The organism is Campylobacter novaezeelandiae, from assembly GCF_018968685.1.
Lineage (GTDB): Bacteria > Campylobacterota > Campylobacteria > Campylobacterales > Campylobacteraceae > Campylobacter_D > Campylobacter_D novaezeelandiae.
This window is the reverse complement of the sequence record NZ_CP076657.1, coordinates 779326-805938: the sequence shown is the minus strand read 5'-3', so window position 1 is coordinate 805938 and position 26613 is coordinate 779326. Positions and strand designations below refer to the sequence as shown.

The window sequence follows — 26613 nt, the reverse complement described above, 5'->3', positions numbered from 1 at the left end:
GAGTCTAAAAAATAGACTCTTTTAACAGGAGTGGATGAAATTACATCATTCCTCCCATACCTCCCATACCACCCATTGCACTCATATCAGGCATAGCAGGTTTATCTTCTTTTATATCGCTAATTGTTGCTTCAGTTGTTAAAAGCATACTTGCTACAGAAACTGCATTAAGTAATGCTACTCTTTCAACTTTAACAGGATCAATGATACCAGCAGCAAACATATCTACATACTCACCTTTAGCTGCATCAAAGCCTGCATTTTCATCTTTGTTATTTTCAACACTATTTACAACAACACCTGCATCAAAGCCTGCATTTTCAGCAATTTGTTTTAAAGGCGCTCTTAAAGCTCTTTCAACAATAGCAGCTCCAATTGCTTCATCACCTTTTAAATCAAGTTTAATTTTTGATTTTGCTTTGATTAAAGCTGCACCACCACCTATAACTATACCTTCTTCAACTGCTGCTTTAGTAGCGCTTAATGCATCATCTACGCGATCTTTTTTCTCTTTCATTTCTGTTTCAGTTGCAGCACCAACTTTAATAAGTGCAACACCACCGCTTAATTTGGCAAGTCTTTCTTGTAATTTTTCTTTATCATAATCTGAAGTTGTTTCAGCAATTTGAGCTTTGATTTGATTAATTCTTGCATCAATATTTGCTTTTTCTCCGCTACCATTAACTATAGTAGTGTTATCTTTATCTATGATAATACTTGAAGCTTGTCCTAAATCTTCTATAGTTGCGCTTTCTAAAGTTCTTCCTAATTCTTCAGAAATCACTTCTCCACCTGTTAAAATAGCAATATCTTCAAGCATAGCTTTTCTTCTATCACCAAAACCAGGAGCTTTTACTGCAGAAATATTTAAAACACCTCTTAATTTATTAACAACTAAAGTAGCAAGAGCTTCACCTTCAATATCTTCAGCTACAATTAAAAGAGGTTTTCCTGTTTTTTGAATTTGCTCTAAAATTGGCAATAAGTCTTTTAAACTTGATATTTTTTTATCATATAATAAAATATAAGGATTTGATAATTCTACTAACATTTTATCAGCATTAGTGATAAAATAAGGACTTAAATATCCTCTATCAAATTGCATACCTTCAACTACATTTAATTCATCATTAATTGATTTTGCTTCTTCAACAGTAATAACACCATCTTTGCCTACTTTTTCCATAGCATCAGCAATTAAATTTCCGATTTTTTCATCAGAATTTGCAGAAATTGTAGCAACTTGAGCAATTTCTTTTTTATCTTTTACTTCGCGTGAAAGTTTTTTAAGCTCTTCTACTATAGCTTCACAAGCTTTATCCATTCCTCTTTTTACTTCAATAGGATTAGCTCCAGCTGTAATATTTCTTAAACCTTCTTTAAAAATAGCATGTGCTAGAACGGTTGCAGTTGTAGTTCCATCTCCAGCTTGATCTGCAGTTTTGCTAGCAACTTCTCTTACAAGAGAAGCACCCATGTTTTCAAGACTGTCTTTTAATTCAACTTCTTTGGCAACGCTTACTCCATCTTTTGTTATGCTTGGTGCACCAAAGCTTTTTTGAATCAAAACATTACGACCTCTTGGTCCCATTGTAACTTTTACAGCATCGTTTAATTTTTTAACGCCTTCGTAAAGCTTATTTCTTGCTTCATCTGAAAAAATAATTTCTTTTGCCATTGTATAATCCTTTTTGTAATTATTTTAAAATTCCTAAGATATCATCTAAATTTAAAACAAGATATTCATTTGCGTCAAGTTTGATTTCTGTTCCACCATATTTTGCAAATATAATTTTATCACCGTTTGAAATATCATTTATTTCTTTGCTTACTGCAACTACTTCACCCATTAAAGGCTTTTCTTTAGCATTATCTGGTATAATAATTCCTGAAGCAGTTGTTTTAGTTTCTTCTACTCGTTTAACTAAAACGCGCTTTCCTAAAGGTTGAAAATTCATTTTGTCCATCCTTAATAATTTTTTTAGCACTCTTTTATTTTGAGTGATAAAATATTATTATAAAAAATGAAATTTGTCAATACTTTAAATAAAAATATTTATATAACTTTAGTCTATTAAAGTAAAGTTTATTTATAAATCAAATATTAAGGATAAACAATGAAGAAATTTTTTTACGGCATATTAATTTTTATTGCTGCAATTTTTATTGTATCTTACATTATTCTTTTTACATCATTTGGAAATAATATTGTTTCAAATGTTGTTCAAAATAAAGTAAAACAGAATTTAGGTTTTGATTTAAATATCACTCATTTTAAACTCAGACCTTCTTTTTTAGAATTGAAATCTGATTTAGCAAATATTGCTCATTTGAATATTGATGGGAATTTAAGTCTTTTAAAATTATCTTTTAATCTTGATTATAATATTGCATTGCAAAAAGATTATGCTAAAAATTTAGGTTTAAATTTAAATAAAAATCTAGAATTTAATGGAAAATTTTATGGAAGAATAAGTGATTTTTTAGTTAATGGTAAAGGTTATTTTTTAGGATCTAATATAAAATTGGATTCAAGAATTTATGATTTTAGTCCTATCGCATTAAATTTAGACGCAAAATCTTTAAAAATTGAAGATATCTTAAGTCTTATGTCTATGCCTACTTATGCTAAAGGCTATATAGATATAACAACACAAATTAAAGCTAAAGATTTAAAACCTGATGGCATTGCTAACATAAAACTTGATACAAGTTATATAAACTATGAAAAAATTCAAAAAGATTTTGGAGTTTTACTTCCTAAATCAAATATCAATTCTACTGTAAATGCTTTAATTAAAGAGGATAAGATTTTTATAATCAGTAATACAAATACAAATTACTTGAATTTAAAAACTCAAAAAACTTTATATGATATAACTAAAAATAAATTAAACACAGATTTTGAAATTAAAGCAACAGATTTAGCAAAATTACAAAGTTTAACTCAAATAAAATTAAATGGTCCAATGTCTATAACAGGATTATTAGAGTTAAATCAAAATATTCTTTCTAGTGCTAGTGCTAGTATTAATGATATAGGCGAAGAGGTAGCAGCTAATTTACAAAATAATAAAATAAAAATTATTTTAAGAAATGCAAAAATTGAAAAAATTTTAAAAATTTTAGGTTATGAATCTTTAGGCAGCGGTTATATTAATGCAAATGTAGAAAATTTAGATTTAAATTTTGATAAGTTAAATGCCAATGCAAATATGGATATAAAAGGTATTTTTAATGCTAAAGCTTTAAGCAATATTTTGAATAAACAAGTTCCAAACAATATAAATTTTGATTTAAAAGCTAATTCTACAATAAAAAATAATATAGCTAATTTTAATGTTAATTTATTTTCAGATCTTTTTAAAATATCTAATTTAGCAGGAAATTTTGATATTAAAAAAACTATACTCAATTCAAATTTTGATCTAATTTTAGATGATTTTTCAAAATTAAGCTTTTTGGCTGATAGAAAACTGAAAGGAAAAGCAGAATTTAATACTAAGATAAATTTTGATAAAAATTTTGACATTGAATTATTGAGTAAAAATTTATTTAATGGAAAATTAGAAGCAATCTTTAAAAATAATATTTTTAATGCAAATTTAAATGAAGTTGAACTTTCTGAATTGGCAAAAAGTCTCGATTTTATTGATATTTATCAAGGTAAAGCTAATATAAGTGCTAATTATGATGTTATTAATGAAAAAGGAGAAGCCAAACTTGATATAAAAGAAGGAAAATTAAAAACAAATGCCATTACAACTGCTGTTAAAATTTTAACATTAAAAGATATCACAACAGAAGTTTTTCATACTTCTAATGCTAAAGCAAATATTTCTAAAGATTTAATTGATTTTAATCTTAATATGCAAGCTAAACACACTAACGTCAATATAAGTAAGGCAACAATAAATTTAAAAACACAAGCTCTAAATCTTCCTTTTGAAGCCAATATAGATAAAGCAAATTTTAAAGGTGTGATCACTGGAACAAGTGAAAGTCCTAAAGTAAAATTAGATGTAGGAAGTGTAGCGAATTCAATTAAAAATGTTCTTGGAGAAAAAACTAAAGAACAAACAAACAAAGTAGGGGAAAAGATTGATAAACTTTTTAATAAAATATTTTAAGGTTAAAAATGTTTAATGGCTTAATAAGAGAGATCGCAACAGTAAAATTTTTTCAAGGTCATATATTAAGCTTAAAAGCTGATTATTGCCCAAAACTTGGAGATAGTATAGCTGTTAATGGAGCATGTTTAAGCGTGATTAAGCTTTATAAAGATGGTTTTGATCTTGAACTTTCTAAAGAGAGTCGCACAAAGATCGCTATAGAAAATTTAAAAGATAAGGTGCATATAGAACCTGCGTTAAGATATGGAGATAGAATTGATGGTCATTTAATGCAAGGTCATATAGATGCTATAGGAGAACTTATTCAAATTCAAAAAAATGAAAATGGGGTAGATTTTTTTATAACTCTACCTCAAAAAATAATGAAATTTATGGCACATAAAGGAAGCATAGGGATTGATGGGGTAAGTTTGACAATTAATGAGGTTTTTAAAGATAAAATTCGTCTTACTATTATACCAATTACTTTTCGAGAAACCCTTTTTAAAGAGTATAAAATAGGAAGAAAAATTAACATAGAAAGCGATCTTTTAGCACGTTATCTTTATGCACAAACAAACCAAACCAAAGGACTTTCATGGGAAGATGTGGAGAGAATTTCTTATCTTTATTAGATAATGAGCAAATTAGTATTTTTTGTGCTTATGATAAAGATTATAGTTCTTATAGGGCTAAAATAATAAATGAAAATTTGTTTTATCATTTAGGTTATGAAAATATAAAACAATGCATATTTATGGATCAAATTCATTCTAATAAAGTTGAAATTTTTACAAAGGATTTTATAAATTTTTCTTGTGATGGAGTTATTAGCACTTGTAAAAATGTTGCACTTTGTGTCTTAAGCGCAGATTGCTTGCCTTTGCTTTTATGGCATAAAAGTGGCATTATAGCTGCACTTCATTCTGGAAGAGAAGGGACTTTTGGCAATATTTTAAAAGAAAGTATTAATCAGTTTTATTTTTTAAATTCTGATATTAAAAATGAAGAAATTAATTTATTTATAGGACCTAGTATTAGTCAAAAAAACTATGAGATTAAAGGTAAACTTTTATCTTTTTCGCAAAAGTATTTTAAAGATTTTATCAAAAATTCTAGACTAGATTTAAAATCTATAGTTAAAGAACAAGCAAAAGATTTAAATATCTATAATATAAATGATTGCAATATTTGTACTTTTGATGATGAAAAATTTTTTTCTTATAGACGAGATCAAACCAAAAAAAGATTTGTTAGCGTTATTGTTTTAAAGGATTATAATGTATGAAAAAAAAGATTTAAGAATTTTAAAAATTATTCAAAAAGCAAGAGAATTTGGAGATAGTGATTTATTAAATGAAAATCTTGTTGAAATTCTTATCAATTCTAAAATAAATAGTTTAAATCAAAGTGATAAGAATGAATTTATTAAAATTCTTAATTCTATAGTAGAGATAAAAGAAAAGGCTCATCTAAGTAAATAATTCTTACCATTTTAAAATAAAAGTACTTCCTATGTTTTCATTTGAAGTGCAAGTAATTGTTATATTGTTTTCTTTGCAAATTTTTTTTACCAAGGAAAGACCTATGCCAAAACCACCTTGGTCTTGATTGAATCTTGTATAGCGATCAAAGATGCTATTTAAATTTTCTTTAGCTATACCAAAGCCACTATCATTGATACTTAAAAAATTTTCTTTAAGACAAATATCAATCTTTCCATTTTTTTTATTATATTTTATAGCATTGCTTAAAAGGTTATCAAAAAGCTTTGTAAATTGACCCTTATTAACAAAAATAAAACTTTTTTCTAGTTTACTTGTAAGTATAATTTTTTTTTGTTCTAAAAAAGGTTTGAAATACTCTAAACGTTCATAAATAAGTTTTGTTAAATCAAGCTTTTCTTTTTCTTTAGTAAGAGTATTTTCAAAGTTATAATAAACTAAATCAGAATATACTTGGTTTAAAGTTTTAGCTGCAAGTTTAATGCGTTCAAACTTCTTATTTTCCATATTTTGTTTTTGAAGCTGTTCTATACTCATTAAAATAACACTCAATGGAGTATTAATTTCGTGAGTAGAATCTTTAATAAAACGATTTAAAAATTTTATTTTTTCATCCAATGGTTTTAAGGCTGTTTTTACTAGGAAATAAGCAATAATACCAAGGAGTAAAAAAGCAAAAATAGCATAAATTAGCACTTTAATTCTAATCCATAACAATTCTTTGCTTATATCTTTTCCTTGAATGATTATCTTAAGAGCATTTTCTTCATTATTGATTTCATTATTTTCATCGCTTAAATAGTAATTATTTGAATTCATTTTTGATTGATAAAATACTTTTCCATTTTCAATTCCTCTTCCTTTGAATTCGCTTTTGGCTTTTGATAGATTAAAATCTAAGTTGTCAAAAAAGATTTTATTTTTATCAAAAATAGCAAATTTAAGCTTTGATGAATCAGCTATATTTTTAGAGCTTTGATCAATGGGGGTAAATTTAGAATTTATAATATTTATAATAATGTTTCTATGGATTTCTTTAAGATTACTTCCTTGTAAGATTATTAGTTCTTCATAAAGTTTTTGATACCAAAGTGTAAAAAAAAATGTTAAAAAAATTCCTGTAGTTGTAAGATAAATAAATAAAATTTGATAGATTACTTTTTTATTTGATTTAGACTCCAACATAACTATAGCCTCTACCTCTATGATTTATAATCTTTTCTTTTCCTAAAAGTTTTCTTAAATTTTTAATATATACTCTAAGACTTAGTTCACTTGGCTCTTCGTCATATCCCCAAATTTCTTCAAAAATAGTTTCGGCTTTTATAAAATGATTTTTATTTTTTAGTAAAAGAGCTAGAAGTTTTATTTCTTTATTAGGCAAAGACAAAGGTTTTTCATTTTGATATAAAATTTGTGATTTAAGTGCAAATTTAAAACCATTTCCTAATTCTTCAAAATCTTCTTTTTTGTGATAAAAAGCTCTTTTAAGTAATGCTTCTATACGAATACCAAGTTCAGCAAGTTCAAAGGGTTTGCGTATATAATCATCACATCCTGCGTCATAACCTTGTTTTAAGTCAGCTAGTGTATTTAAAGAAGTCATAAAAATAGCAGGAGTTTTTTTCCCAGAATTTCTTAATTCTTTAAGAAGAGAAAAGCCATCTCCTAAAGGTATTTTTACATCTAAAATCCAAAGATCAAAATTATTTTCATATGCTAAATTTAAAGCTTCATCAGCATTATCGCATAAACTTACTTTGTAGCCTTCATCTTCTAAAAATTCTTTTATAATCTCGCTTAAAGATAAATCATCTTCTAAAAGTAAAATTTTTGTTTCCATTTTTTTTCTCTTTATTTGATATCTTAAAATTATTTTTTTATTTTTGCAAACATATATCCACAAATAAAACCAAAAATATGCCCATACCAAGCTATATTAACGCCCATCAATAAAGGAACGAAACTCATAAGTAAAAGAGCTATAATAAGTCCTTTTGTGCTATGTTTATCTAAAAAAGCATAAAAACCCATCAATACACAAATTGCACTACTTGCACCCACAAGATTGATTGTTTGATTAAAATAAATATATGCAAAATAAATATAAAAAAGACTTAAAATAGAGCTTATTATACCCCCTAAAAGATATAATAATACAAAATTCAAAGATTTTATTTTTCTCTCTAATATAAGTCCAAATTGAAACAAAACAATCATATTTAAGATTAAATGCGTTAAATTAGCATGTAAAAACATAGAACTAAGAATTTGCCAATAAAAATCTTTTTTAAAAAATAAAATATTTAATCCAAAAAGATCATAACTAGAATAAGGAATTAAGAGAAAAAATAAAATATTTATAAATATTAAAATAAATACAAACAAAAAAACTCCTTATTTAAATTCACAAAAAATTCACAAATAAAAATTATACTTTTTGAAATTTTAAATTTGGGATTTGAATTTTGAAAATTAAAAATATCATTATATCACTAATTTTATTTAATTATTTATCAGCTGATATGATTATTTCTTTTGATTCTTTGCCTCAGAATTCAAAGGAATTTATAAAGAAATATTTCAAGGCTCCAGTAGGTATAGTTCAACAAGATAAAAATTCTTATGAAGTTTATTTAAGCGATGGAACAGAGCTTGAATTTTCTAAAGATGGTTCTTGGAAGGAAATAGAAGCTAAAATTATTCCTATAGATTTAGACATTTTACCCGCCAATATAGCTAATATTATAAAAAATGAGTTTAAAGATACAAAAGCACGAGAGATAGAGAAAAAAATTAATTATTATAAAATTAAACTTGTTAATAATATAAAGGTTTTAATTGATTTTAATGGAACAATTTTGTTTAAAGAATTCGATGATTAAATCATCATGATTTTCTTAATATCATCGTATTCTAGTTTTTCTTTTTCAAGCAAAATAGATGAGAGTTTTACAATATTATTTTTCATAGGAGTTAAAAACTCATACATTTCCTCTTTTTGTTTTTGTAAAGATTTATCTTCTATCATATCAAAACTTACCATAAGATCAAGAATCTCTTTAATTTTTAAAAGATCACTTTGAGAATTTGTATAGTTTTCATTGTAAATAAGCTCCATTGCACATGAGCCTGCTAGATAAACTTTTATTTTATTAAAAAGTTCTGATTTTGATTTAATGCTATTTTCATATTCTTTAAATCTATCTTCAATAAGGGTGATTTTTTCAAATTCGATATCAAAATAATAAGCACTTAGTGCTTTTGCGGCTTGATAAGTAGCTTGAATTTTCTTTTCTTTTTCATTAAAACTTAAAATTTTCTTTTTGCCTAAAAGAACTTTATTTAGCACAGCAAAAAAATCACTCTCGCTAATTTGGTTTGAATTTCTTCTTAGTGCATTAATTGCAGCTTCATTGACCAAAGTTTCAAGTCCAGCTCCACTAAATCCTACACTTGCCTTAGCAATTTTTTGTAAATTTACTTGATTTTTTTTATCTTTCATATAAATTTCTAAAATTTTAAGTCTATCATTGAAATCAGGTAAAGATAAAAAAATTCTTCTATCAAAGCGCCCTGATCTTAAAAGAGCACTATCCATGAGTTCTATTTTATTTGTTGCACCTATTACAATTACACCGCTATTATCTTCAAAACCATCCATTTGAGTTAAAAGTTGATTTAATGTGCTATCTCTTTCCACATTAGACATTTCTCCCCTTGCTTTTCCTACGGCATCGATTTCATCGATAAATATAATACTTGGGGCCATCATTTTGGCTCTAGAAAAAAGTTCTCTAACACGTTTTGCACCCATTCCTACATAAATTTCAACAAAACTAGAACCACTTTGATAAAAAAATGGCACTCCAGCTTCTCCAGCCACAGCCTTTGCAATGAGAGTTTTTCCAACACCCGGAGGACCTACCATTAAGACTCCTTTAGGCATTTTAACTCCAAATTCTTTATATTTTTTAGGATTTTTTAAAAAATCAACTAACTCACTTAGTTCTGTTTTTACTTCACTAACGCCTGCTACATCGTTAAAATTTATATTTGAAATAACAGGTTTTATATTAAGATTATCCCAGGAATTGGTATTTAAATTTCTATTTTGTTCTTGATGATTTTGTATTTTAAAATTTTGTTTTTTTCTGTTGGATATCAATATGAAAAATAAAAGACTAAAAATTAAGATTAGAATTAAAATAAGTAAAAAATAGTTTTCTTTTTTAACTTCTATTGGAACTTTGCTTAAAAGTTCTTTTATATCCACGCCATCTTTTACAATGGCATAATTTTCACCTTTAACTTTCAAAAAAATTTCGTCCTCATCAATAACAGCTTTTTGTATTAAATTTTGTTCAAGAAAGCTTTGATAAAGTTCTTTATCTATAAATTTGATATTATTCTTAAAGTATAAAACAGTAAATAGCAAACATAAAACGACCAAAGAGATAAAAATAATTTTTTTATTTTTCATAATCACACCTTTAAAACAACTTCATTATACTCTTCTTTAATATTATATTTTTCAACACTTAACCATTCTTTTGAAATATCTTTTAAAGAGTGAATTTTTATTTTATTAAAAAATTGATCATAGCCTTCAAAAATATCGTCTTTTTTATTTTCTACTAAAATTTCAAGTTTTGTATTTTGATGATTTTTTCTAAAATTATAATTATTTTCTTTAACTATACTTTTTAAAATATTTAATCTTTCTTTCGCAATTTGACCATTTATGGTATTTTTTAAAGTTGCTGAATGAGTATTGTTTCTTGGACTAAAGATAAAAGCATGGATATGAGTAAGATTAAATTCTTTAAAATTTTGCAATGCTTCTTGCCAAATTTGTTCACTTTCTCCAGGATGACCCACTATAAAATCAGTGCCTAGGGCAAAACCTTTAGAGGCAAGTTTTTGGAATAAAGCAAGATCGTTTTTTGTATGAGATCTACGTCTCATAATTCTAAGCATAGTTTCGCTTGTGTGTTGTAAGGCTATATGTAAATGCCTTTCGATAAAATTTTCATCTAAGATTTCAAAAAAACTCTCATCAAGTTGAGCTGGTTCTAAACTACCTAATCTAATGCGTTTGATTCCTTGTATTTTTCCTAGTTTTTGCAAGAGTTTTCCAAGGCTTGTGTGATCTTTTAAGCCATAACTTCCTATATTGGTTCCTGTTAGCACAAGTTCATTATAGCCATTTTGGGCCAAAATTTTAGCTTGTTCTAGTAAAACATCTTCTTTAATACTTCTTGATTTTCCTCTAACACTTGGAATAATACAATAGCTACAATTAAAGTCGCACCCTTCTTGGATTTTTATAAAAGCTTTTGTGTGATGTTCGTATTGATTTACTATATCTTTGTCTATAAAATTTAAATTTCCTATCTCGTAGAAATTTTTTTTAGTATTTAATAAATCATTAATTTTACTTTTTTCAGATGTTCCTAAAACTCCAAAAATTTGTTTTTTATCAAAAAGCTCCTTACCTTTACTAAAAGCCCCACATCCTGTTAAAATAATTTTTATCCCTTTTCTTTGTAGATTATAAATATAGTTTTTAACTCCACTATCAGCCCCATTAGTAACAGTGCAAGAATTTATAATAATAATCCCAGCTTCATCTTCTTTATGTGTAATTTCATAATCTTTAATATATTTTTTTAAAAGTTCACTATCATAAATATTGGTGCGACAACCAAATGTTTTAATAAAAACTTTTTCTTTCAAAAATTCTCCTTAGAATGTTTTAAAATATCTTCTTTAATAGGAAAGTAAATATTTTGAGTTGGATAAGCAAATTTTATATCTTGGTGCTTATTAAATTCTTTAATAATTTCTTTGCACAATGTGCTTCTAAGAGTTAAAGCTGCATAAGAATTTGTCATATACCATGCAGAAATTCTCATACCATAATTTTCGAAAAAAGTAAAAAATTTAGGTCCTGCTTGAGGATTTTTGATACTGTATTCATTTTGAAGTTTTATCAAAGTTTTTTTAGCTAAATTTGTATAAGGTTTAGAATATCTAGTAACAATTTCTTCAACAATTTTTTGAGCTTTTTCAAGATTAGAATCAAAACTAAGAGTAATATCAATACCATCAAAAACTGTTTTCATACCATGATGTGTATAGTTTGATATAAGCTCTGTAAAAACATAGTTATTAGGTATAAAGATAATTCGCCCAGCGCGTCTATTATCTGTATAAGTTACAAGGGTGATATCTTCATAAAGAGTAATTTTTAAAAGAGAAATATCTATAATATCTCCAACATAAATTTCATTGTTATATTTTACTTTTATACGATCACCTACACGAAAACTTCCGCCAAATATAATCACACACCAACCAAGCATAGACATAAACATATCTTTCATTGCAATGGCTAATCCAGCAGAAGCAAAACCTAAAATAGTAATTAAATAAGAAATATTTTCTATATAAACAAAAAGTAAAATAAATAATATAATATTAACATTGACGACATTGATGATTTTAGTGGCTGTATAATAGCGTTCATTATCTTTGATGTATTTTTTTACAATCATTTTAAGCAAAAATGATATGATGATTACTATAACAATGGAAATAACAAGATTTAAAGCTTTTAAGCTTTGTTCTTTGATTTCGGATTGAACGCGAAAAATTTCTTCATCAATTTTTTTCTCATAGACCAAAAATGAAACAGAAACAAATTGTAAAGCTTGTTCAAATTCTTCTAACTTTTTATTAGATTTTTCTAGTTCATTTATATTTTCTTTGCTGTTATTAATTTTTACAAGCTCTTTTAAATCTGTATTTTTTTCTTTTATGGTATTGATTAAATTCTTAAAATTATTAAATTTAAAGATATATTCTTCTTTTTCGTTTTTTAATTTTTTAATGTGAGAAAATGCATTAATAATTGCTAAAGGATTTGTAAGTTTTGGTAATATCTCTATATTTTGAGGAACAAGCAAGATTTTAGCAAAATTAAAATCTTTATAATCTTTTAAAAGATTAAGTTGTTCTTTAAGCGAAAGAATCTTTTTTTTAATTTCTTCTTTTTGTTCTGATTTTAAATTATCTTTTTTTAATAAAGAATCTAAAATTATCAGCTCATTGTTAATTTCTTGATATTTATTAAAATTTTCATAATGGATATTCCAAACATTTTTATTGATTAAAGAGTCAAGTTCTTTAATTTGATGGTTAATAGAATCAATTGTAATATTTTGAGCATAAATTAAAGAATGAATTAAAATTAATAAATAAAATATCTTTCTCATGTAAAACTTTCTAAACTTTTTAAAATAGTATTTTTATCTATATCATCTTTAATAATAGCTTTTCCAATTTTTTTTAATAAAATAAAATTTATTTTTTCTTGTTTGGTTTTTTTATCAAGAAAAAAGTTTTGATAAAAAGCGTTTATATTAGGTATTTTATAGAATATAGGCAAATCAAATTTTTGCAAGGTTTGATTTATTTCTTGAATTTGTGTTTTTTGTAAAAGATTTAAATGATATGCTAAGATATTTGCCATATGAATCCCTATACTTACGGCTTCTGCATGTAAGTATTTTTTATAAAAAGTTTGATTTTCTATTACATGGGCGAAGGTATGTCCATAATTAAGTATCATTCTTAAATGATTTTCTTTTTCATCTTTTGAAACAATTTTGGCTTTAATTTCTACGCTTTTTTGAATAATATTTGAAAGTAGCTCATCATCTCTGGATAAAAAAAGCTTTTTATCGATATTTTGGATAAATTTAAAAAAACGGATATCAAAACTTAAGGCCATTTTTATGACTTCTGCCATAGCAGAACTTAATTCTTTATCATTTAGGGTTTTTAAAAATTCACTTTGACAATAAACAGCTTTTGGTTGATAAAAACTACCTATGAGATTTTTTCCAAATTGATTATTAACGCCTGTTTTACCTCCAACTGAAGCATCAACACAAGCCAAAAGAGTGGTTGGGATATTAATAAAACTAATCCCTCTTTGATAAATGCTTGCAACAAATCCTCCAATATCAGAGATAACTCCTCCGCCAAAGCTTATCAAAATACTTTTTCTATCAATGTGATGAGCAAACATTTGATTTAAAATTTTTTCTACAGTTTGTAAATTTTTGTATTCTTCGCCTTCTTCTATGCTGATAATAAAAAGCTCTTTGCATTTTATTTTACTTTTTAAAGTTTTAAGATGAAGATTTAAAATTCTAGCATTGCTTAGCAAAACAACCTTGGTATCAAAATTTAGTTTTTCTAATTCATTGATAAAAACTTTATATGAATTTTGTTTTAATTTGATATCTATTTGCATTTTTTAACTTATAGGAATAAAAAGCTGATAATTTCTACTCATCTTTTTGTAGTGTTTATTAAAATTTGTGCTTAAATTTCTTGATAAGCTATTTTTTAACAACTCGGGTTCAAAACTAATAAATTGCAATAAATCATTTCTATACTGCAAACTTAAAATTGGGTTTTCATCTTTTTTGCTAATAATTAAAATATTTTTATCATAAAGCTTTGAAAGACTTTGAAAATATTCTTCCATAGAATTTGTATTTTCTTGTATAGGGTTATAATGATAAAAACTTACATTAAAGTTAAGTAATTTGCTTAAATCTACTATAACATTAGCTTGGTTTTCTAATTCATTTTCATCAGAGCTTAAAATAACACATTCTTTTAGGTTATTAAAATCTGTATCTCCGATTTTTAAGATAGGAATTTTTAATTCAAAAAATTTCTTTTTTTCTTTTTCAAAGTATTTGCAATCAGTAATAAACATTCCAATATCATTATTTTCTAAAAAGGAATTAAGGTTTTTAAAATCTGTATTTTTATAATCAAAGAATATTTCTTCATTTTTATTTGATTCGTCTATTAATTTCTTGATTTTACTGTAGATATTATTAAGAGTAGGGTTAATAATTCTTAAAAAAAATTTACGACTATTTGTTTTTTGGCTAAAGGTAATAAGAGTATTTATAAGTCGTTCTTGGGTTAATTCACTCATATTTTTCATGTCAATGATACAATAAATATTATTTCCAAAAGGCGCTGGAAATTGACCTAAATTCCCTCGTATATTATGAAAAACACTTTGAAGAACTACAGGATCTCCTACTATTAGAATACTATCGTTTGGATAAAGTATAAAACTTGGTTTTACAAAATATATTTTTGAATTTCTATAAACTAAAACAATACGCCATCTTTTTTGTTGGATAAAACCTATATGTCTATAAGCAAAAATGGATCCTACTGGAATTTTAACTTCCATAATTTCTCCAAGCCCAAGTCCTATATATTGAGCCGTAAGAGCAACATCGGGTAAAAAATCTAAAAATCTTCTACTTAAAGCACTTCTTGCATCAACAACTTTGCATTGGACATCATTGATAACAAGTCCCCAAAAGTCCATAATATTAATTTCTAAATGAGAATTTAAAGATCTTAAGCTTTCATAGGTTTTTTTAGTGTCAAATTCATTATCCATATAAATTAAAGCTTGTTTATAATCTTTTGTCATGATAAGCTCAAGTCTAGCCGTGCTAGTAGGATCAAATTTGTGAAATTCTAAATATTCGTTATTTGTATATAAATCAATATTTATATCATTTTGATAAACAATGGTGAAAAAAAAGTTTAATCCCTTTTCAAAACAAAGCCTTTCTAAGAAATGCTTTGCTAAAATACCATCAATAATTATTAAAATATGATTCATTATGTTACTCCAAAAAAGGAAATTATAGCAAATGGAATTTAAATTAAAACATAAAGATCAAAATGCAAGGGTTTGCGAGATTAAAACCGTCCATAGTTCTTTTTTAACTCCTATTTTTATGCCAGTTGGGACACTTGGAGCTGTAAAAAGCCTTGATGCTAAAGATCTTTTGGATTTACTCGATGCTAAAATTATCTTAGCAAATACTTATCATCTGTATTTACGTCCTACAAGCAAAGTGATTAAAAATTTTGGAGGGTTGCATTATTTTAGTGGATTTAATAAAAGTTTTTTAACGGATAGTGGAGGATTTCAAGCATTTTCCTTAAGTAAAAATTCAAAACATTGCGAAGAGGGTATAGAATTTAAAAGCCATATTGATGGAAGTAGACATTTTTTTACCCCAAAAAGCGTACTTGATACTCAATATGATTTTAATTCAGATATTATGATGATATTGGATGATTTAGTGGCTTTGCCAGCTGATCTTAAAAGAATACAACTCTCAGTAGATAGAACAATAAAATGGGCAAAAGAGTCCATAAATTATCACAAATTACAACAAAAAAATGGGATAGGAATTCATCAAAATATTTTTGGCATAGTGCAGGGCGGGACCAATTATGAAGAAAGAAAACGTTGTGCTTTAGCTTTAAATGAAATGGAATTTGATGGTTTGGCAATAGGAGGCTTAAGCGTAGGTGAGGAAAATAAGCTTATGTATGAAACAGTTGAAAATCTTACGCCTTTTATGGATGAAAATCGTCCAAGGTATTTAATGGGGGTAGGAACTCCTGAAGATTTGGTTGAAAATATTGAAAGAGGTGTAGATATGTTTGATTGTGTAATGCCAACAAGAAATGCAAGAAATGGAACTTTTTTCACTACTTTTGGGAAATTTAATATTAAAAAAATGGAGTTTATTAATGATCATACTCCTATTGATGAAAAATGCTCTTGTTATACTTGTAAAAATTATTCAAGAGGATATTTAAATCATCTTTTCAAATCAAAAGAATTAACTTTTTTTCGTTTGGCGAGTTTGCATAATTTGCATTATTACTTAACACTTGTTAAGGATATACAAAAAGCGATTCTTTCAAATTCTTTTTCTAAATTTAAGAAGGAATTTTATTCTTTAAGAGATGTACAATGCTAAATGAAAATTTAAAAAAGATTTTGCAAAATAAAAATTTGGAAACTCTTTATACAGATTTTGGAGAGCAAAAAATTTTTATTTTACATTTTGATCAAAAATTAAAAGTTTTTTCATTTGAGGATAAAACTATTCTTTTTTTGAATAATAATGAGGAATTTATACCCTTTAAAATAGAAGATTTTACTTTTTTGTTTAAGGAAATTCTTGAGAATATAAAAAAACAAAATACTCAATTTCAAAATATAATTGAGTATAAAGAAAATATGATTTTAAAAGGAAATTCTTTTAAAAATTTTTTAAAAAAATCGTTCGTTTTGAAGCAAAAAATTAATAAAAATTTAAAATTTTTAATACTTTTAAAAGATTCTTTAAAAATGCTTTTAAATGATTATATTTTTTTAAAAAAGATTTTAAAATTATTGTTATTAAATATCGATATTCTTATAAATAGTATTAAAGATAATCTTTCACGCCTTGATGCACTTTATATTTTATCAAGCTCTATTAAAAATGAAACAATGAATAAAAATATTTATCTTTTAAGTGTGCTTTCTGTGATATTTCTTCCTTTAAATCTTATAGTAGGTTTTTTTGGAATGAACACAAAAAATCTTTTTTTAGAAAATAATCCTTATGGAACTTTATATATATTTTTTAGTATCTGTTGCATTCTAATTTTTGGTTTGTTATATTATAAAAGCAAAAAAGTTAAAGAGTTTGAATTTGATGATTATTTAAAAAAGAAATAAATTTTTGCTATTTTTAAGATTTTTTATATATAATTTTCATTTTTATTTTGCGTTCGTAGCTCAGCTGGATAGAGCATTTGATTGCGGTTCAAAAGGCCAGAGGTTCGAATCCTCTCGAGCGCGCCATATTTAAACTTCTTGATTGTAATAACTCTTTTTGCTAAAATATCCGAATAAAAATAACAACTAAAGAATAATTCATGAAAAAAAATACTATTACAGAAGCTTCTATTTATGAAGCACAGGGTCTTAAAAATGAGGCTTTAGAAATCTATAAAAATATATTAAAAAATGATCCAGAAAATCAAAATGCTATTGATGCTATACGAAGACTTAGTGGATTAAGATCAAAACATGCGGATTTAAATACTCAAATGCTTGATTTTTTTATTATGATGCAAAGTGATGAAGAAATTAATGAATTTAAAAGGTGGTTGATAAGAATATGAATATTGAAGATCTAGCTAAAAAAACAATTAATGAAATCAGTATAGAAATTAAAGAAAAAGAAAGACAGCAAAATATTTTAGAAGAACAACAAAAAGAAATAAATTATCAAAATAGGTTGCATGAGACTCATGCTAGAGAGCTTAAAGAAGAATTGCCTAGTGTCGAGGAAATTTCTATACAAGATCAAAATGATGAAATTAAAAACGATATCTTGGAAAATCAAATTAAAGAATTTAAGAGTCAAGAGCTCTTACAAGAAGATAAAGAGCAAGAAAATGATAATTCTTTAAAAAATAAATTGCAAACTAGTGAAATTTATGATTACATTGAAGAAAAAAAAGAAGATGTATTGGAAAAAAAGGAAAATTTAACTTATCAAGACGATATTTTCTTAAAAAATTTACGAGAGAGAATTTTGGTTTTATTTGAAGGCTTAAATAGTGTAAAAAAAGATAAAATAGAACAAAAATTAACATTAACAATAAATTTTTTAGAGTTTTTGCTTGCAAAAATTGAAGATAAACTTAAAAAATAATCCTGATATTAAATTTATAGCGAATTTTTTAAAGCCTTATACAAAAAGAGCATATTTAGTAGGCGGAAGTGTAAGAAATTTATTATTAAATCTTCCATTGAATGATTATGATATAGAGCTTTATGATCTTACTTGTTCTCAGTTTGATGCAATTATGCAAGAACTAGGAGCCAATGGTTTTGGTAAGAATTTTTTTGTTTATAAATATAAAAATTATGATTTTGCTTTGGCAAGATATGAAAATAAAGTGTCTAAAGGACATAGAGGATTTAAAGTTAGTATTTGTCAAGTGGAAAAAGACGGGGCAAAAAGAAGAGATTTCACTTTTAATGCTTTAATGATTAATATCTTTAATGGTGAATTTTTAGATTTTTATGGTGGATATAATGATCTTAAAAACAAAATTATAAGACATATAGATCCTAAAAGTTTTAAAGAAGATAGTTTAAGAATTTTAAGAGCTATTGTTTTTGCTGCAAGATTTAATTTTCTTATCGCTAAAGAAAGTTTAGAATTAATGAAAGATATGGACATAAGTGATCTTAACTTAGAGCGTATCAATGCAGAACTTTATAAATTTTTTAAAGCAGAGAATTTAGCATTAGGTTATAAATATATACAAGATTTAAATTTAGAAGAAAAAATTTTTTATCATAGTTTTAGTGATAATAAATTCGAAAAATTACTTAGAAGTGCTAGAGAATTTATAAAAGATGAGGCTTTATTTTTATATCTTTATTTAAATTATTTTAAGATAGATTTTAATACTTTTTTTAAAAAAAGTAAATTAAAAAAAGAATTATTATTAAAAGCCAAAGAAGAATATTTTGAAAATAAAATAAATAATTTTGAACTTTTAAAAATTGCATTAAAAAGGCCTTTAAATTCTTGGCTTGGTCTTTGGGATAAAGAAAGAATAGCAAAGGCAAAAAAATTACAAGTGTATGATAAAAAAATTATAATTAATATTGATATAGATAAATTTTCTAAAGGCAATTTAAGTGGTAAAGATTTAGGAAGATTAATACAAAAAGAAAAAGAAAAAGAGCTTTTAAAATATTTGCAAAGGATTGAATAATGAAATATATTTTAAAAATTAGCACAAAGGATCAAAAAGGTTTAGTTTATAAAATTTCTCAAATTCTTTTTGAAAATAATATTAATATTATTAAAAATGATGAGTTTGTAAATGAAGAAATGTTCTTTTTTAGAGGTCTTTTAGAGGGAGAATTTAACAAAGAAAAATTAGTTGATGGTTTAAAATTTATAATGCCTTATGATTCTTCTATCGAGCTTTATGAAAAAAGAAAAAAGAATATTATTGTTTTTGTAACAAAAGAAAGTCATTGTTTGGGTGATTTGCTTATAAGACATTTTAGTAATGAACTTGAAGCAAATATTAAAGCTGTAATTTCAAATTATGATATTCTTAAACCATTAGTGGAAAAATTTGATATTCCTTATCATACATTTTCTACAACCGATAAAAATAAAGATGAGCAAGAAAAGGAAGTTTTATCTTGTTTAAAAAATTATGATTTTGATTATTTGGTTTTAGCAAAATATATGAGAATTTTATCACCTCATTTTGTTAAATGTTATGAGGAAAAAATCATTAATATCCACCATTCTTTTTTACCTGCGTTTATCGGAGCAAATCCTTATAAACAAGCCTATGAAAGAGGGGTTAAAATTATAGGAGCTACGGCTCATTTTGTAAATGATTGCCTAGATGAGGGTCCTATCATCACTCAAGATGTTTTACCAATCAATCACGAATATACTTGGAAAGAAATGCAAAAAATAGGTAGAGTAATAGAAAAAAATGTATTATCCAAAGCTCTTGATTTAGTTTTTGAAGATAAAGTTTTTATTTATAAAAATAAAACTATTGTATTTTAAAGCTTGAAATTCATCAAGCTTTATTTTTTTAGAAGCGATAGCCAATTCCTGCTAAAAATATCTGATAGGTTTCATCATAAAAATTAATATCATTATTTTCTTTTTTAAGAATATAAGTAGCATACGAGTAAAGATTTTTATTATCCAAGAAGTTATTTTTAACAACTTTTAAATTAAATTTTATCTCATTTCCAGAAGCTTTTTTATTATAAAGCACGTTTGTTTTTTTGGCCTCTATTTTATTAAAAGCTATTTCAGGAGATAAAATATAATCTTGCATAAAAGGATGATTTATTCCAGCACTAACTCCATATCTTGAAAAGCTTTGTGCTTTACCATCTGCATCGTTGTAATCATAATTTATACCCGCATTGAAAAAAGAATAATTATATTTTAATTCAATTTGATGAAAATATCCTTCACGTTTTAAAGAATTATATGGAATTAGTTCTTTATCAATTTTATTTTTTGCAAAAAGATAGCTTAAATTTATATTTTGTAAAGCATCAATTTCATAGCTAGTCCCCAATTTAATACCAAATTTACTTACATCAGTTTCTTCTCTGTTTTGTTTTATAAGATAAGGATTAGCATAAGCTTTTTCTCTTAATGAGCTAACAAATGCGAAAGAAGAGGTAAATTTTTCTAAGTATGCTCTTTCATAACCTAAAGAAATGCCACTAATATCTCTTCCATTGTAATTTTTTAAAAAAAGTCTATCATTATCAATCAAACCGCCATAATAAAGTTCAAATCCTAAGAGCATACTTGCATCAGTACTAGAGTGAGGATTTTCGTTGATGCTATTTATATAGTCACGATCAGCTAAAGGTGAAAGGTTGCTTTTGATATCTCTAATACCAAATCCAAGTGAAATATTTCCACTAAAACCTTGGTTAAAATCTGCTGCGCTTAAGAATAACGGAATAAAGCACAAGGATAATAATATTTTTTTCAATTTTTTCTCCTTCTAGTTTTGAAAATAAAAAGGGGTAATGTTAATGAAATTTGTATTAATTTCATATAAATTTATTTTAATTTGTTAAAATTTTGGTATATAAAGTTATTCAAAGGTTAAGAATTGATGAAAAATCAAGAATATTTTGACTTAGATTTAGAAAGAGCTATTTTAAGTACTTGTTTATATAGCGAAGATGCTTATGCTAGTATAGCTGGAGATATCGAAGTAAAAGATTTTAGTTTAAAAGCGCATCAAGATATTTTTAAGGCTATTATTGCTTGTGTAAATGCTAATAGTCCTATTAGTGTAAGTTTTATTAAAAAATACAATAAAAATATCGATGAAGATATTTTAAATGAAATTATAGCAACACCTACCATGATTGATTTGATTGCTTATGTGAATGAGCTTAAAGAAAAATCAATCAAAAGACAACTTTTAAATTTTGCTTATCTTTTACCAAGTCGTATTAATGAAGAACGTCCTGTCAGTGAAATTTCTGATGAAATTGGTAAAGAAATTTTTAATTTAACCAATAGAATAAATTCTAATGACATTAAAAGCTCAGAGATTGTTATAAGTGAACTTTTGGAAGAATTTAAAAAACAAAAAAGCTTAGAAGATAAAGGATTAATAGGGCTTGATACTGGATTTTATGAACTTAATTCTATGACTAAGGGTTTTAAAGGAGGGGAGCTTATTATTGTTGCGGCAAGGCCAGGTATGGGTAAAACAACTTTATGCTTAAATTTTATAGAAAAAACCCTAAGGCAAAATTATGGAGTGGTAATGTTTTCTTTAGAGATGCCAGCTGTTCAGATTATGCAAAGAATGCTTTCTGCAAAAACTTCCATTCCTTTGCAAAAAATTATCACCGCTGATTTAAATGATAATGAATGGGATCGAGTGGGTGATGCTTGTAATGATTATGTGGAGAAAAAATTTTATATTTATGATAGTGGTTATATAACAATCACAGATGTAAGAGCCATTTTAAGACGTCTTAAATCGCAAGAAGAGGGAATAAAGCTTTGTGTGATAGATTATATAGGACTTATGATGAGCAATTCTAATTTTAATGACAGGCATTTACAAGTAAGTGAAATTTCAAGAGGATTAAAACTTTTGGCTAGAGAACTTGATATTCCAATTATTGCTTTATCTCAATTAAATCGTTCATTAGAAAGTAGATCTAATAAGCGTCCAATGTTAAGTGATCTAAGAGAAAGTGGAGCAATAGAACAAGATGCTGATACAATTTTATTTGTATATAGAGATGAAGTTTATAGAGAGCAAGAAGAAAAAGAAAGAGAAAATAAAGCTAAAGCTGAAGGAAAAGCTTATCAAAGAAATTTTATGCCAAATCCTCTACAAGAGAATGCTGAAATTATTGTAGGGAAAAATAGAAACGGACCAGTAGGAATGTGTGAAGTTTTATTTTTAAAAGATAAATCTTCATTTGCTGAAAAGCCAAGATTTGAAAGTGTTGAATTTAATGGTTGATTATAAAAAAGGGTTTAAAATGAAATTAAGTGAAATTGCTGATTTTTTAAGTTTGGATTATAAAGGAGAGGATTTAGAGATTAAAGCTTTAAATTCTTTATTAAGAGCTAATTTTATGGAACTTACTTATTGTGATGGAGAAAAAAATATTAAAGATATAGCAAATACAGGTGCTGGTGCTATTTTAATAGCAAAAGAATATGAGCATTTAGTTCCTAAACATACAAAAGTTTTAATAAGCTCTAATGCACACCTTCATTTTGCTTTTCTAAGTAAAATTTTTGCTAATAGTTTGATTTCAGATGTTAAAGAAAAAAAACAACAGATTGCAAAAAGTGCGAAAATTATGCCAAATGTATATCTTGGAAATAATATCCTCATAGGAGAAAACGTTGTTATCATGGCAGGAGCTTATATAGGGGATAATGTAGAAATAGGCGATGATACTATTATCCATCCTAATGTTGTAATTTACAATAATACTAAGATAGGTAAAAAATGTCATTTGCTTGCAAATTGTGTTATAGGAAGTGATGGTTTTGGCTATGCACATAATAAAAATGGCGAACATTATAAAATTTATCATAATGGTAATGTAATTTTAGAAGATTTTGTAGAAATTGGAGCTTGTACAACTATAGATCGTGCAGTTTTTGATAGCACAGTTATTAAAAAAGGAACAAAAATAGATAATCTAGTTCAAGTTGGTCATAATTGTCATATAGGTGAAAATTGTATTATAGTAGCACAAAGTGGAATTTCTGGTTCTAGTGAGCTTGGACGCAATGTTATAATGGGTGGACAAAGTGCAACAAGCGGGCATTTAAAGATAGGAAATTTTGCAACTATTGCAGCAAGAGGAGGGGTGAGTAAAAGCCTTGATGGAGGAAAAGTTTATGGAGGTTTTCCTATAATGCTTCAAAAAGATTGGCTTAAACTTCAAGCAAAAATTGCTTTAAAATTTAAAGAAAAATAATGCTTTAGCTTTAAAGCAGTTTTTTTCTTTCATAAATTTTTCTTATTTTTAGATCTAAATTAAAACAAGTTTTGAAAAATACAGGCACGACAAGCAAGGTTAAAAGAGTTGAACTTATAAGTCCAAAAATAACACTGATTGCCATAGGAGAATTTGCTTCATAACCTGAACCTTTAAAAAGAGCAAGGGGTAACATGGCAAAAATCATAGCAAAAGTAGTCATTAAAATAGCCCTAAGTCTTGATTTACCAGCAAAAATTAAAGCTTCATCAGGATCTAATCCTTCATGACATTTTTTATTGGCTAAATCCACAAGTAAAATAGCATTTTTACCTACCATACCAAAAAGTAAAATAATGGCAATTAAAACAAAAAGAGAAAAATTATGACCAGTGAGAAAAAGTCCAAGACATGCTCCACCAAAAGCTAAAGGCATGGTAATCATAATAATTAAAGGCAAAATTAAACTTTCATAAAGTGCTGCTAATACAAGATAGATTAGAATAAAACCTAGAGTAATAGCAAAAATAAAGCCATCAATTGTTTCTCCTAAAAGATTGATAAAACCTGAAAATGCATAGTTTAGATTGTCTTTTCCTAATATAAAATCCATATTTTTGAGTATTAAATTTTGAACTTCTCCTAAGGAGATATTATTAACTCCTGCTGTAGTTTTAATACTACGATTTTTATTGTAGTGATGGATTGATTTGATATCTTCTTTATATAAAAAATCTACCACACTAGAAAGATCAAGATCTATGCCTTGATTATTTTTAATGTGTATTTTTTTTAAAGAATCTATATCTTGCTTAAATTTAGAATCCAAACTTATAACAATATCATCTTTTGAATTAGCTCTATCCATACTTCCTATAATTAAATTGTTAAAAGAATATTTTAAAATTTCAGCAACATAATAAGGATTTACATTTAAAAGTTTAGCTTTTTCTTGGTTGATAAAAAGTGCTATTTCTGCTTTTTTTGCATTAGAGTCATCATCTATATCTACTATAGCTTTATTTTGTGATAAAACTTCTTTTGCTCTTAAAGTGGCTTCTTTGATTTTATTTAAATCATCTCCTAAAACTAAAAATTGCACAGGATCGTCAATACCAGCTCCATCTATTTTTGGTATTTCTAAAACTTTAATATTAAGATTATTATCTTTTAATAATGTTCTATATCCGCTAATAATGGTTTTTTGTCTTTCTTTTCTTTCTTCTAGGGGTTTTAATTTGATATAAATTTTTGCTTTTGATGCTTCTTTGGCATCATTGTGGCCTACTAATAAATAAGCATAATCAACTCTTTTATCTTGTTTAATTTGATTTAAAATTTTTAAAGATTTATCTTTCATAGCTTCTAAACTAAGATCTTGCTTGCTTTCGATAAAAACTTGAAATTCGCTATCATCTTCCATAGGCAAAAAATCAAGTCCTATTTTAAGAGCTAAAGCAAAGCAGGATAAAAGAAAAATAAAAGTAATAACAATAAAACGAATTTTGTTTTTTAGTATTTTATAAAGTAAATTTTTATAAAAGTCTTCTATTTTTATAAAAAAAATCTCACTTTTTTGATGAAAACTACTTTCTTTAGAATTTAAAAATCTAGCACTTAAGCTTGGTATTAAAAGTATAGAAACTAAAAAGCTTATAATAACTCCTGAAGCAACGCTAATGCCTAAAGCATTAAAAAAAAGCCCTGAAATAGAGTTCATGTAAGAAATAGGTACAAAAACGCAAAGTAAAACAACGCTGATACTTAATATGCTAAAACCAATTTCTTTAACACCTAAGTAAGAAGCTTCTAAAGCAGAGTAATTTTTAAGCTTTTTAGTGATATTTTCAATTACAACTATAGCATCATCAATAAAAATTCCCATACTTAAAGTAAGAGCTATAAAAGTAAGACGATTTAAATCATAACCTAAAATATTTATAATAAAAAAAGTCGCTATAATGGAGGTAGGAATAGCAACAAAAGCTATAATAGTAGCACTTAAATTTCTTAAAAATAAAAATACTATAATTAAGGTTAAAAAAACTCCAAAAATCATATCAAAAATTACTTGATTTAAATGTTTTATTATGTTTGCACTTTTATCATAGAGGATATTAAATTCTATATTTTTAGGCAATTCATTTTTTAAATTTTCTAAAGCTTTTTTAACATTTTTAATCATTTTTAAAGCATTATAATTACTAATTTTATTGATTTCTAGTAAAACTCCATTATCTTGAAAAAAGGCGATTTGTTTTTGGTTTTCATATAAATTTTCAATTTTTGCAATATCGCTTAAAAAAACTCCTGGATAAATTCTTATTTTTTTTAGCTCATCAATTGTTTTTGCTTCAAAATATCCTTTGAGTATAAAATTGTTGTCTTTATTTTCAAGTTCTCCTAGACCTTGTTTAAAATTCTGATTTTTAATAATATTTGCAACTTCTAAAGCATTAAGATTATATTTTTGTAATTTATTTATATCAAGCTGTATTCGAATTTGTGGTTTTGAAAATCCTATAGCATTAATTTTTCCTACTCCATCAATCCTTTGTAAAAAAGGTTTAACTTTATCTTCAATGATTTGCATGAGTTCTAAAGAATTGTTGGATTTAAAAAATAAACTTATATTTGCCCCAGAATCAGAAGAGATTTTTTCTATTTCAATTTTAGCATCAAGGGCTAAAGTTCCTAGCTTATCTCTTACATCATTAGCAGCAACTTCTAAATTTTTATCAAGTTTAAATTCTGCAAAAATAACACTAAAATTATCATAGCTTGCAGAAGATAGGGTTTTGAGTCCATCTATCTCACTTATAGCGTTTTCAAGCTCTTTTGTGATTTTGCTTTCCATATAATTTAAATCCCCATTTGCTTTTGCACTTATTTTAATAAGCGGGATATTTACATTTGGAAATAAGTTTACATTCATGGTAAAAGCAGAGAATAAACCAAATATTACAAGGGCTAAAAAAAACATTAAAGTGGCAATAGGTCGGTTTATGGCAAATTTATACAT

General features: G+C 25.9%; 25 protein-coding genes and 1 tRNA gene. 14 read left to right on the top strand and 12 right to left on the bottom strand.

Translation table 11 applies throughout. From position 1 onward, the window contains the following. Positions 1-40: 40 nt before the first annotated feature. Entirely contained in the window at positions 41-1678 is a 1638-nt protein-coding gene (groL, locus tag CNZW441b_RS04205; protein WP_131163261.1) for a chaperonin GroEL, read from the bottom strand. Positions 1679-1697: 19 nt separating this feature from the next. Continuing rightward, positions 1698-1958 (bottom strand): co-chaperone GroES, encoded by a 261-nt coding sequence (gene groES / locus CNZW441b_RS04200; RefSeq protein WP_131163262.1) that lies wholly within the window; start codon positions 1956-1958, stop codon positions 1698-1700. Positions 1959-2117: 159 nt separating this feature from the next. Between groES and CNZW441b_RS04195 the strand changes: the two genes are divergently transcribed. From CNZW441b_RS04195 to CNZW441b_RS04180, 4 genes are read left to right on the top strand one after another with little or no spacing between them, the layout of a single operon-like run. Continuing rightward, the gene (locus CNZW441b_RS04195; RefSeq protein WP_131166047.1) at positions 2118-4130 is read left to right on the top strand and encodes a hypothetical protein; all 2013 of its coding nucleotides are present in this window, start codon (positions 2118-2120) and stop codon (positions 4128-4130) included. Positions 4131-4138: 8 nt separating this feature from the next. Continuing rightward, positions 4139-4747: a riboflavin synthase gene (ribE, locus tag CNZW441b_RS04190; RefSeq protein ID WP_131166048.1), complete on the top strand. Its 609-nt coding sequence runs from the start codon at positions 4139-4141 to the stop codon at positions 4745-4747. Next, on the top strand, positions 4711-5400 hold the full coding sequence (locus CNZW441b_RS04185; RefSeq protein ID WP_131166049.1) for a purine nucleoside phosphorylase YfiH/LACC1 family protein: 690 nt from the start codon (positions 4711-4713) through the stop codon (positions 5398-5400). Before ribE ends, CNZW441b_RS04185 begins: the two co-directional genes overlap by 37 nt. After that, positions 5393-5596, top strand: coding sequence for a hypothetical protein (locus tag CNZW441b_RS04180; RefSeq protein WP_131163266.1), 204 nt, complete (start codon positions 5393-5395; stop codon positions 5594-5596). Before CNZW441b_RS04185 ends, CNZW441b_RS04180 begins: the two co-directional genes overlap by 8 nt. 3 nt (positions 5597-5599) lie before the next feature. Here the strand turns inward: CNZW441b_RS04180 and CNZW441b_RS04175 are convergent, their stop codons facing one another. The 3 genes from CNZW441b_RS04175 to CNZW441b_RS04165 are packed head-to-tail and all read right to left on the bottom strand — an operon-like array spanning position 5600 to position 8005. Continuing rightward, entirely contained in the window at positions 5600-6802 is a 1203-nt protein-coding gene (locus CNZW441b_RS04175; protein WP_131163267.1) for a sensor histidine kinase, read from the bottom strand. Continuing rightward, positions 6789-7460, bottom strand: coding sequence for a two-component system response regulator DccR (dccR, locus tag CNZW441b_RS04170; RefSeq protein WP_131163268.1), 672 nt, complete (start codon positions 7458-7460; stop codon positions 6789-6791). Before dccR ends, CNZW441b_RS04175 begins: the two co-directional genes overlap by 14 nt. A 29-nt stretch (positions 7461-7489) precedes the next feature. Next, a complete protein-coding gene (locus CNZW441b_RS04165) occupies positions 7490-8005 on the bottom strand; it encodes a rhomboid family intramembrane serine protease (RefSeq protein WP_131163269.1) in 516 nt (171 codons plus the stop codon). Positions 8006-8085: 80 nt separating this feature from the next. Here CNZW441b_RS04165 and CNZW441b_RS04160 point away from each other — a divergent pair, with 80 nt between their 5' ends. After that, complete coding sequence (locus CNZW441b_RS04160; protein WP_131163270.1) at positions 8086-8502, top strand: PepSY-like domain-containing protein; 417 nt, start codon at positions 8086-8088, stop codon at positions 8500-8502. Here CNZW441b_RS04160 and CNZW441b_RS04155 read toward each other — a convergent pair. The 5 genes from CNZW441b_RS04155 to CNZW441b_RS04135 are packed head-to-tail and all read right to left on the bottom strand — an operon-like array spanning position 8499 to position 15356. Next, positions 8499-10100 (bottom strand): AAA family ATPase, encoded by a 1602-nt coding sequence (locus tag CNZW441b_RS04155; protein ID WP_131163271.1) that lies wholly within the window; start codon positions 10098-10100, stop codon positions 8499-8501. The genes CNZW441b_RS04160 and CNZW441b_RS04155 overlap by 4 nt on opposite strands. Before the next feature lie 2 nt (positions 10101-10102). Further along, a complete protein-coding gene (gene mtaB, locus CNZW441b_RS04150; protein WP_131166050.1) occupies positions 10103-11356 on the bottom strand; it encodes a tRNA (N(6)-L-threonylcarbamoyladenosine(37)-C(2))-methylthiotransferase MtaB in 1254 nt (417 codons plus the stop codon). Then, positions 11353-12897 (bottom strand): mechanosensitive ion channel domain-containing protein, encoded by a 1545-nt coding sequence (locus tag CNZW441b_RS04145; RefSeq protein ID WP_131166051.1) that lies wholly within the window; start codon positions 12895-12897, stop codon positions 11353-11355. Before CNZW441b_RS04145 ends, mtaB begins: the two co-directional genes overlap by 4 nt. After that, entirely contained in the window at positions 12894-13943 is a 1050-nt protein-coding gene (aroB, locus tag CNZW441b_RS04140; RefSeq protein ID WP_131166052.1) for a 3-dehydroquinate synthase, read from the bottom strand. Before aroB ends, CNZW441b_RS04145 begins: the two co-directional genes overlap by 4 nt. A gap of 3 nt (positions 13944-13946) precedes the next feature. Further along, complete coding sequence (locus tag CNZW441b_RS04135; RefSeq protein ID WP_131166053.1) at positions 13947-15356, bottom strand: COG3400 family protein; 1410 nt, start codon at positions 15354-15356, stop codon at positions 13947-13949. Positions 15357-15387: 31 nt separating this feature from the next. Between CNZW441b_RS04135 and tgt the strand changes: the two genes are divergently transcribed. The 7 genes from tgt to purU all read left to right on the top strand — a co-directional run bounded on the left by tgt (position 15388) and on the right by purU (position 20151). Beyond that, entirely contained in the window at positions 15388-16515 is a 1128-nt protein-coding gene (gene tgt, locus CNZW441b_RS04130) for a tRNA guanosine(34) transglycosylase Tgt (RefSeq protein ID WP_131166054.1), read from the top strand. Further along, complete coding sequence (locus tag CNZW441b_RS04125) at positions 16509-17264, top strand: CorA family divalent cation transporter (protein ID WP_216681238.1); 756 nt, start codon at positions 16509-16511, stop codon at positions 17262-17264. Before tgt ends, CNZW441b_RS04125 begins: the two co-directional genes overlap by 7 nt. A 49-nt stretch (positions 17265-17313) precedes the next feature. Next, positions 17314-17390: transfer RNA gene (locus CNZW441b_RS04120), tRNA-Arg, on the top strand. Positions 17391-17464: 74 nt separating this feature from the next. After that, positions 17465-17713 (top strand): hypothetical protein, encoded by a 249-nt coding sequence (locus tag CNZW441b_RS04115; RefSeq protein WP_131163278.1) that lies wholly within the window; start codon positions 17465-17467, stop codon positions 17711-17713. Continuing rightward, a complete protein-coding gene (locus CNZW441b_RS04110; protein ID WP_131166056.1) occupies positions 17710-18249 on the top strand; it encodes a CiaD-like domain-containing protein in 540 nt (179 codons plus the stop codon). The genes CNZW441b_RS04115 and CNZW441b_RS04110 overlap by 4 nt, the downstream gene beginning before the upstream one ends. Next, positions 18218-19327 carry a tRNA nucleotidyltransferase/poly(A) polymerase family protein gene (locus CNZW441b_RS04105; protein WP_131186342.1) on the top strand — a complete coding sequence of 370 codons (1110 nt, stop codon included), beginning with the start codon at positions 18218-18220 and terminating at the stop codon, positions 19325-19327. The genes CNZW441b_RS04110 and CNZW441b_RS04105 overlap by 32 nt, the downstream gene beginning before the upstream one ends. Continuing rightward, the gene (purU, locus tag CNZW441b_RS04100) at positions 19327-20151 is read left to right on the top strand and encodes a formyltetrahydrofolate deformylase (RefSeq protein ID WP_216681237.1); all 825 of its coding nucleotides are present in this window, start codon (positions 19327-19329) and stop codon (positions 20149-20151) included. Before CNZW441b_RS04105 ends, purU begins: the two co-directional genes overlap by 1 nt. A gap of 28 nt (positions 20152-20179) precedes the next feature. Here the strand turns inward: purU and CNZW441b_RS04095 are convergent, their stop codons facing one another. Then, complete coding sequence (locus CNZW441b_RS04095) at positions 20180-21109, bottom strand: DUF2860 family protein (protein ID WP_131186344.1); 930 nt, start codon at positions 21107-21109, stop codon at positions 20180-20182. A gap of 126 nt (positions 21110-21235) precedes the next feature. On the opposite strand from CNZW441b_RS04095, the gene CNZW441b_RS04090 reads away from it, so the two are divergent. Together CNZW441b_RS04090 and lpxD are read left to right on the top strand one after the other, a co-directional pair. Next, positions 21236-22615, top strand: coding sequence for a replicative DNA helicase (locus tag CNZW441b_RS04090; protein WP_216681236.1), 1380 nt, complete (start codon positions 21236-21238; stop codon positions 22613-22615). A gap of 19 nt (positions 22616-22634) precedes the next feature. Then, positions 22635-23591 (top strand): UDP-3-O-(3-hydroxymyristoyl)glucosamine N-acyltransferase, encoded by a 957-nt coding sequence (gene lpxD / locus CNZW441b_RS04085; RefSeq protein WP_216681235.1) that lies wholly within the window; start codon positions 22635-22637, stop codon positions 23589-23591. A 10-nt stretch (positions 23592-23601) separates the two neighbouring features. Here lpxD and CNZW441b_RS04080 read toward each other — a convergent pair whose 3' ends face one another. Next, on the bottom strand, positions 23602-26613 hold the full coding sequence (locus tag CNZW441b_RS04080) for an efflux RND transporter permease subunit (protein ID WP_216681234.1): 3012 nt from the start codon (positions 26611-26613) through the stop codon (positions 23602-23604).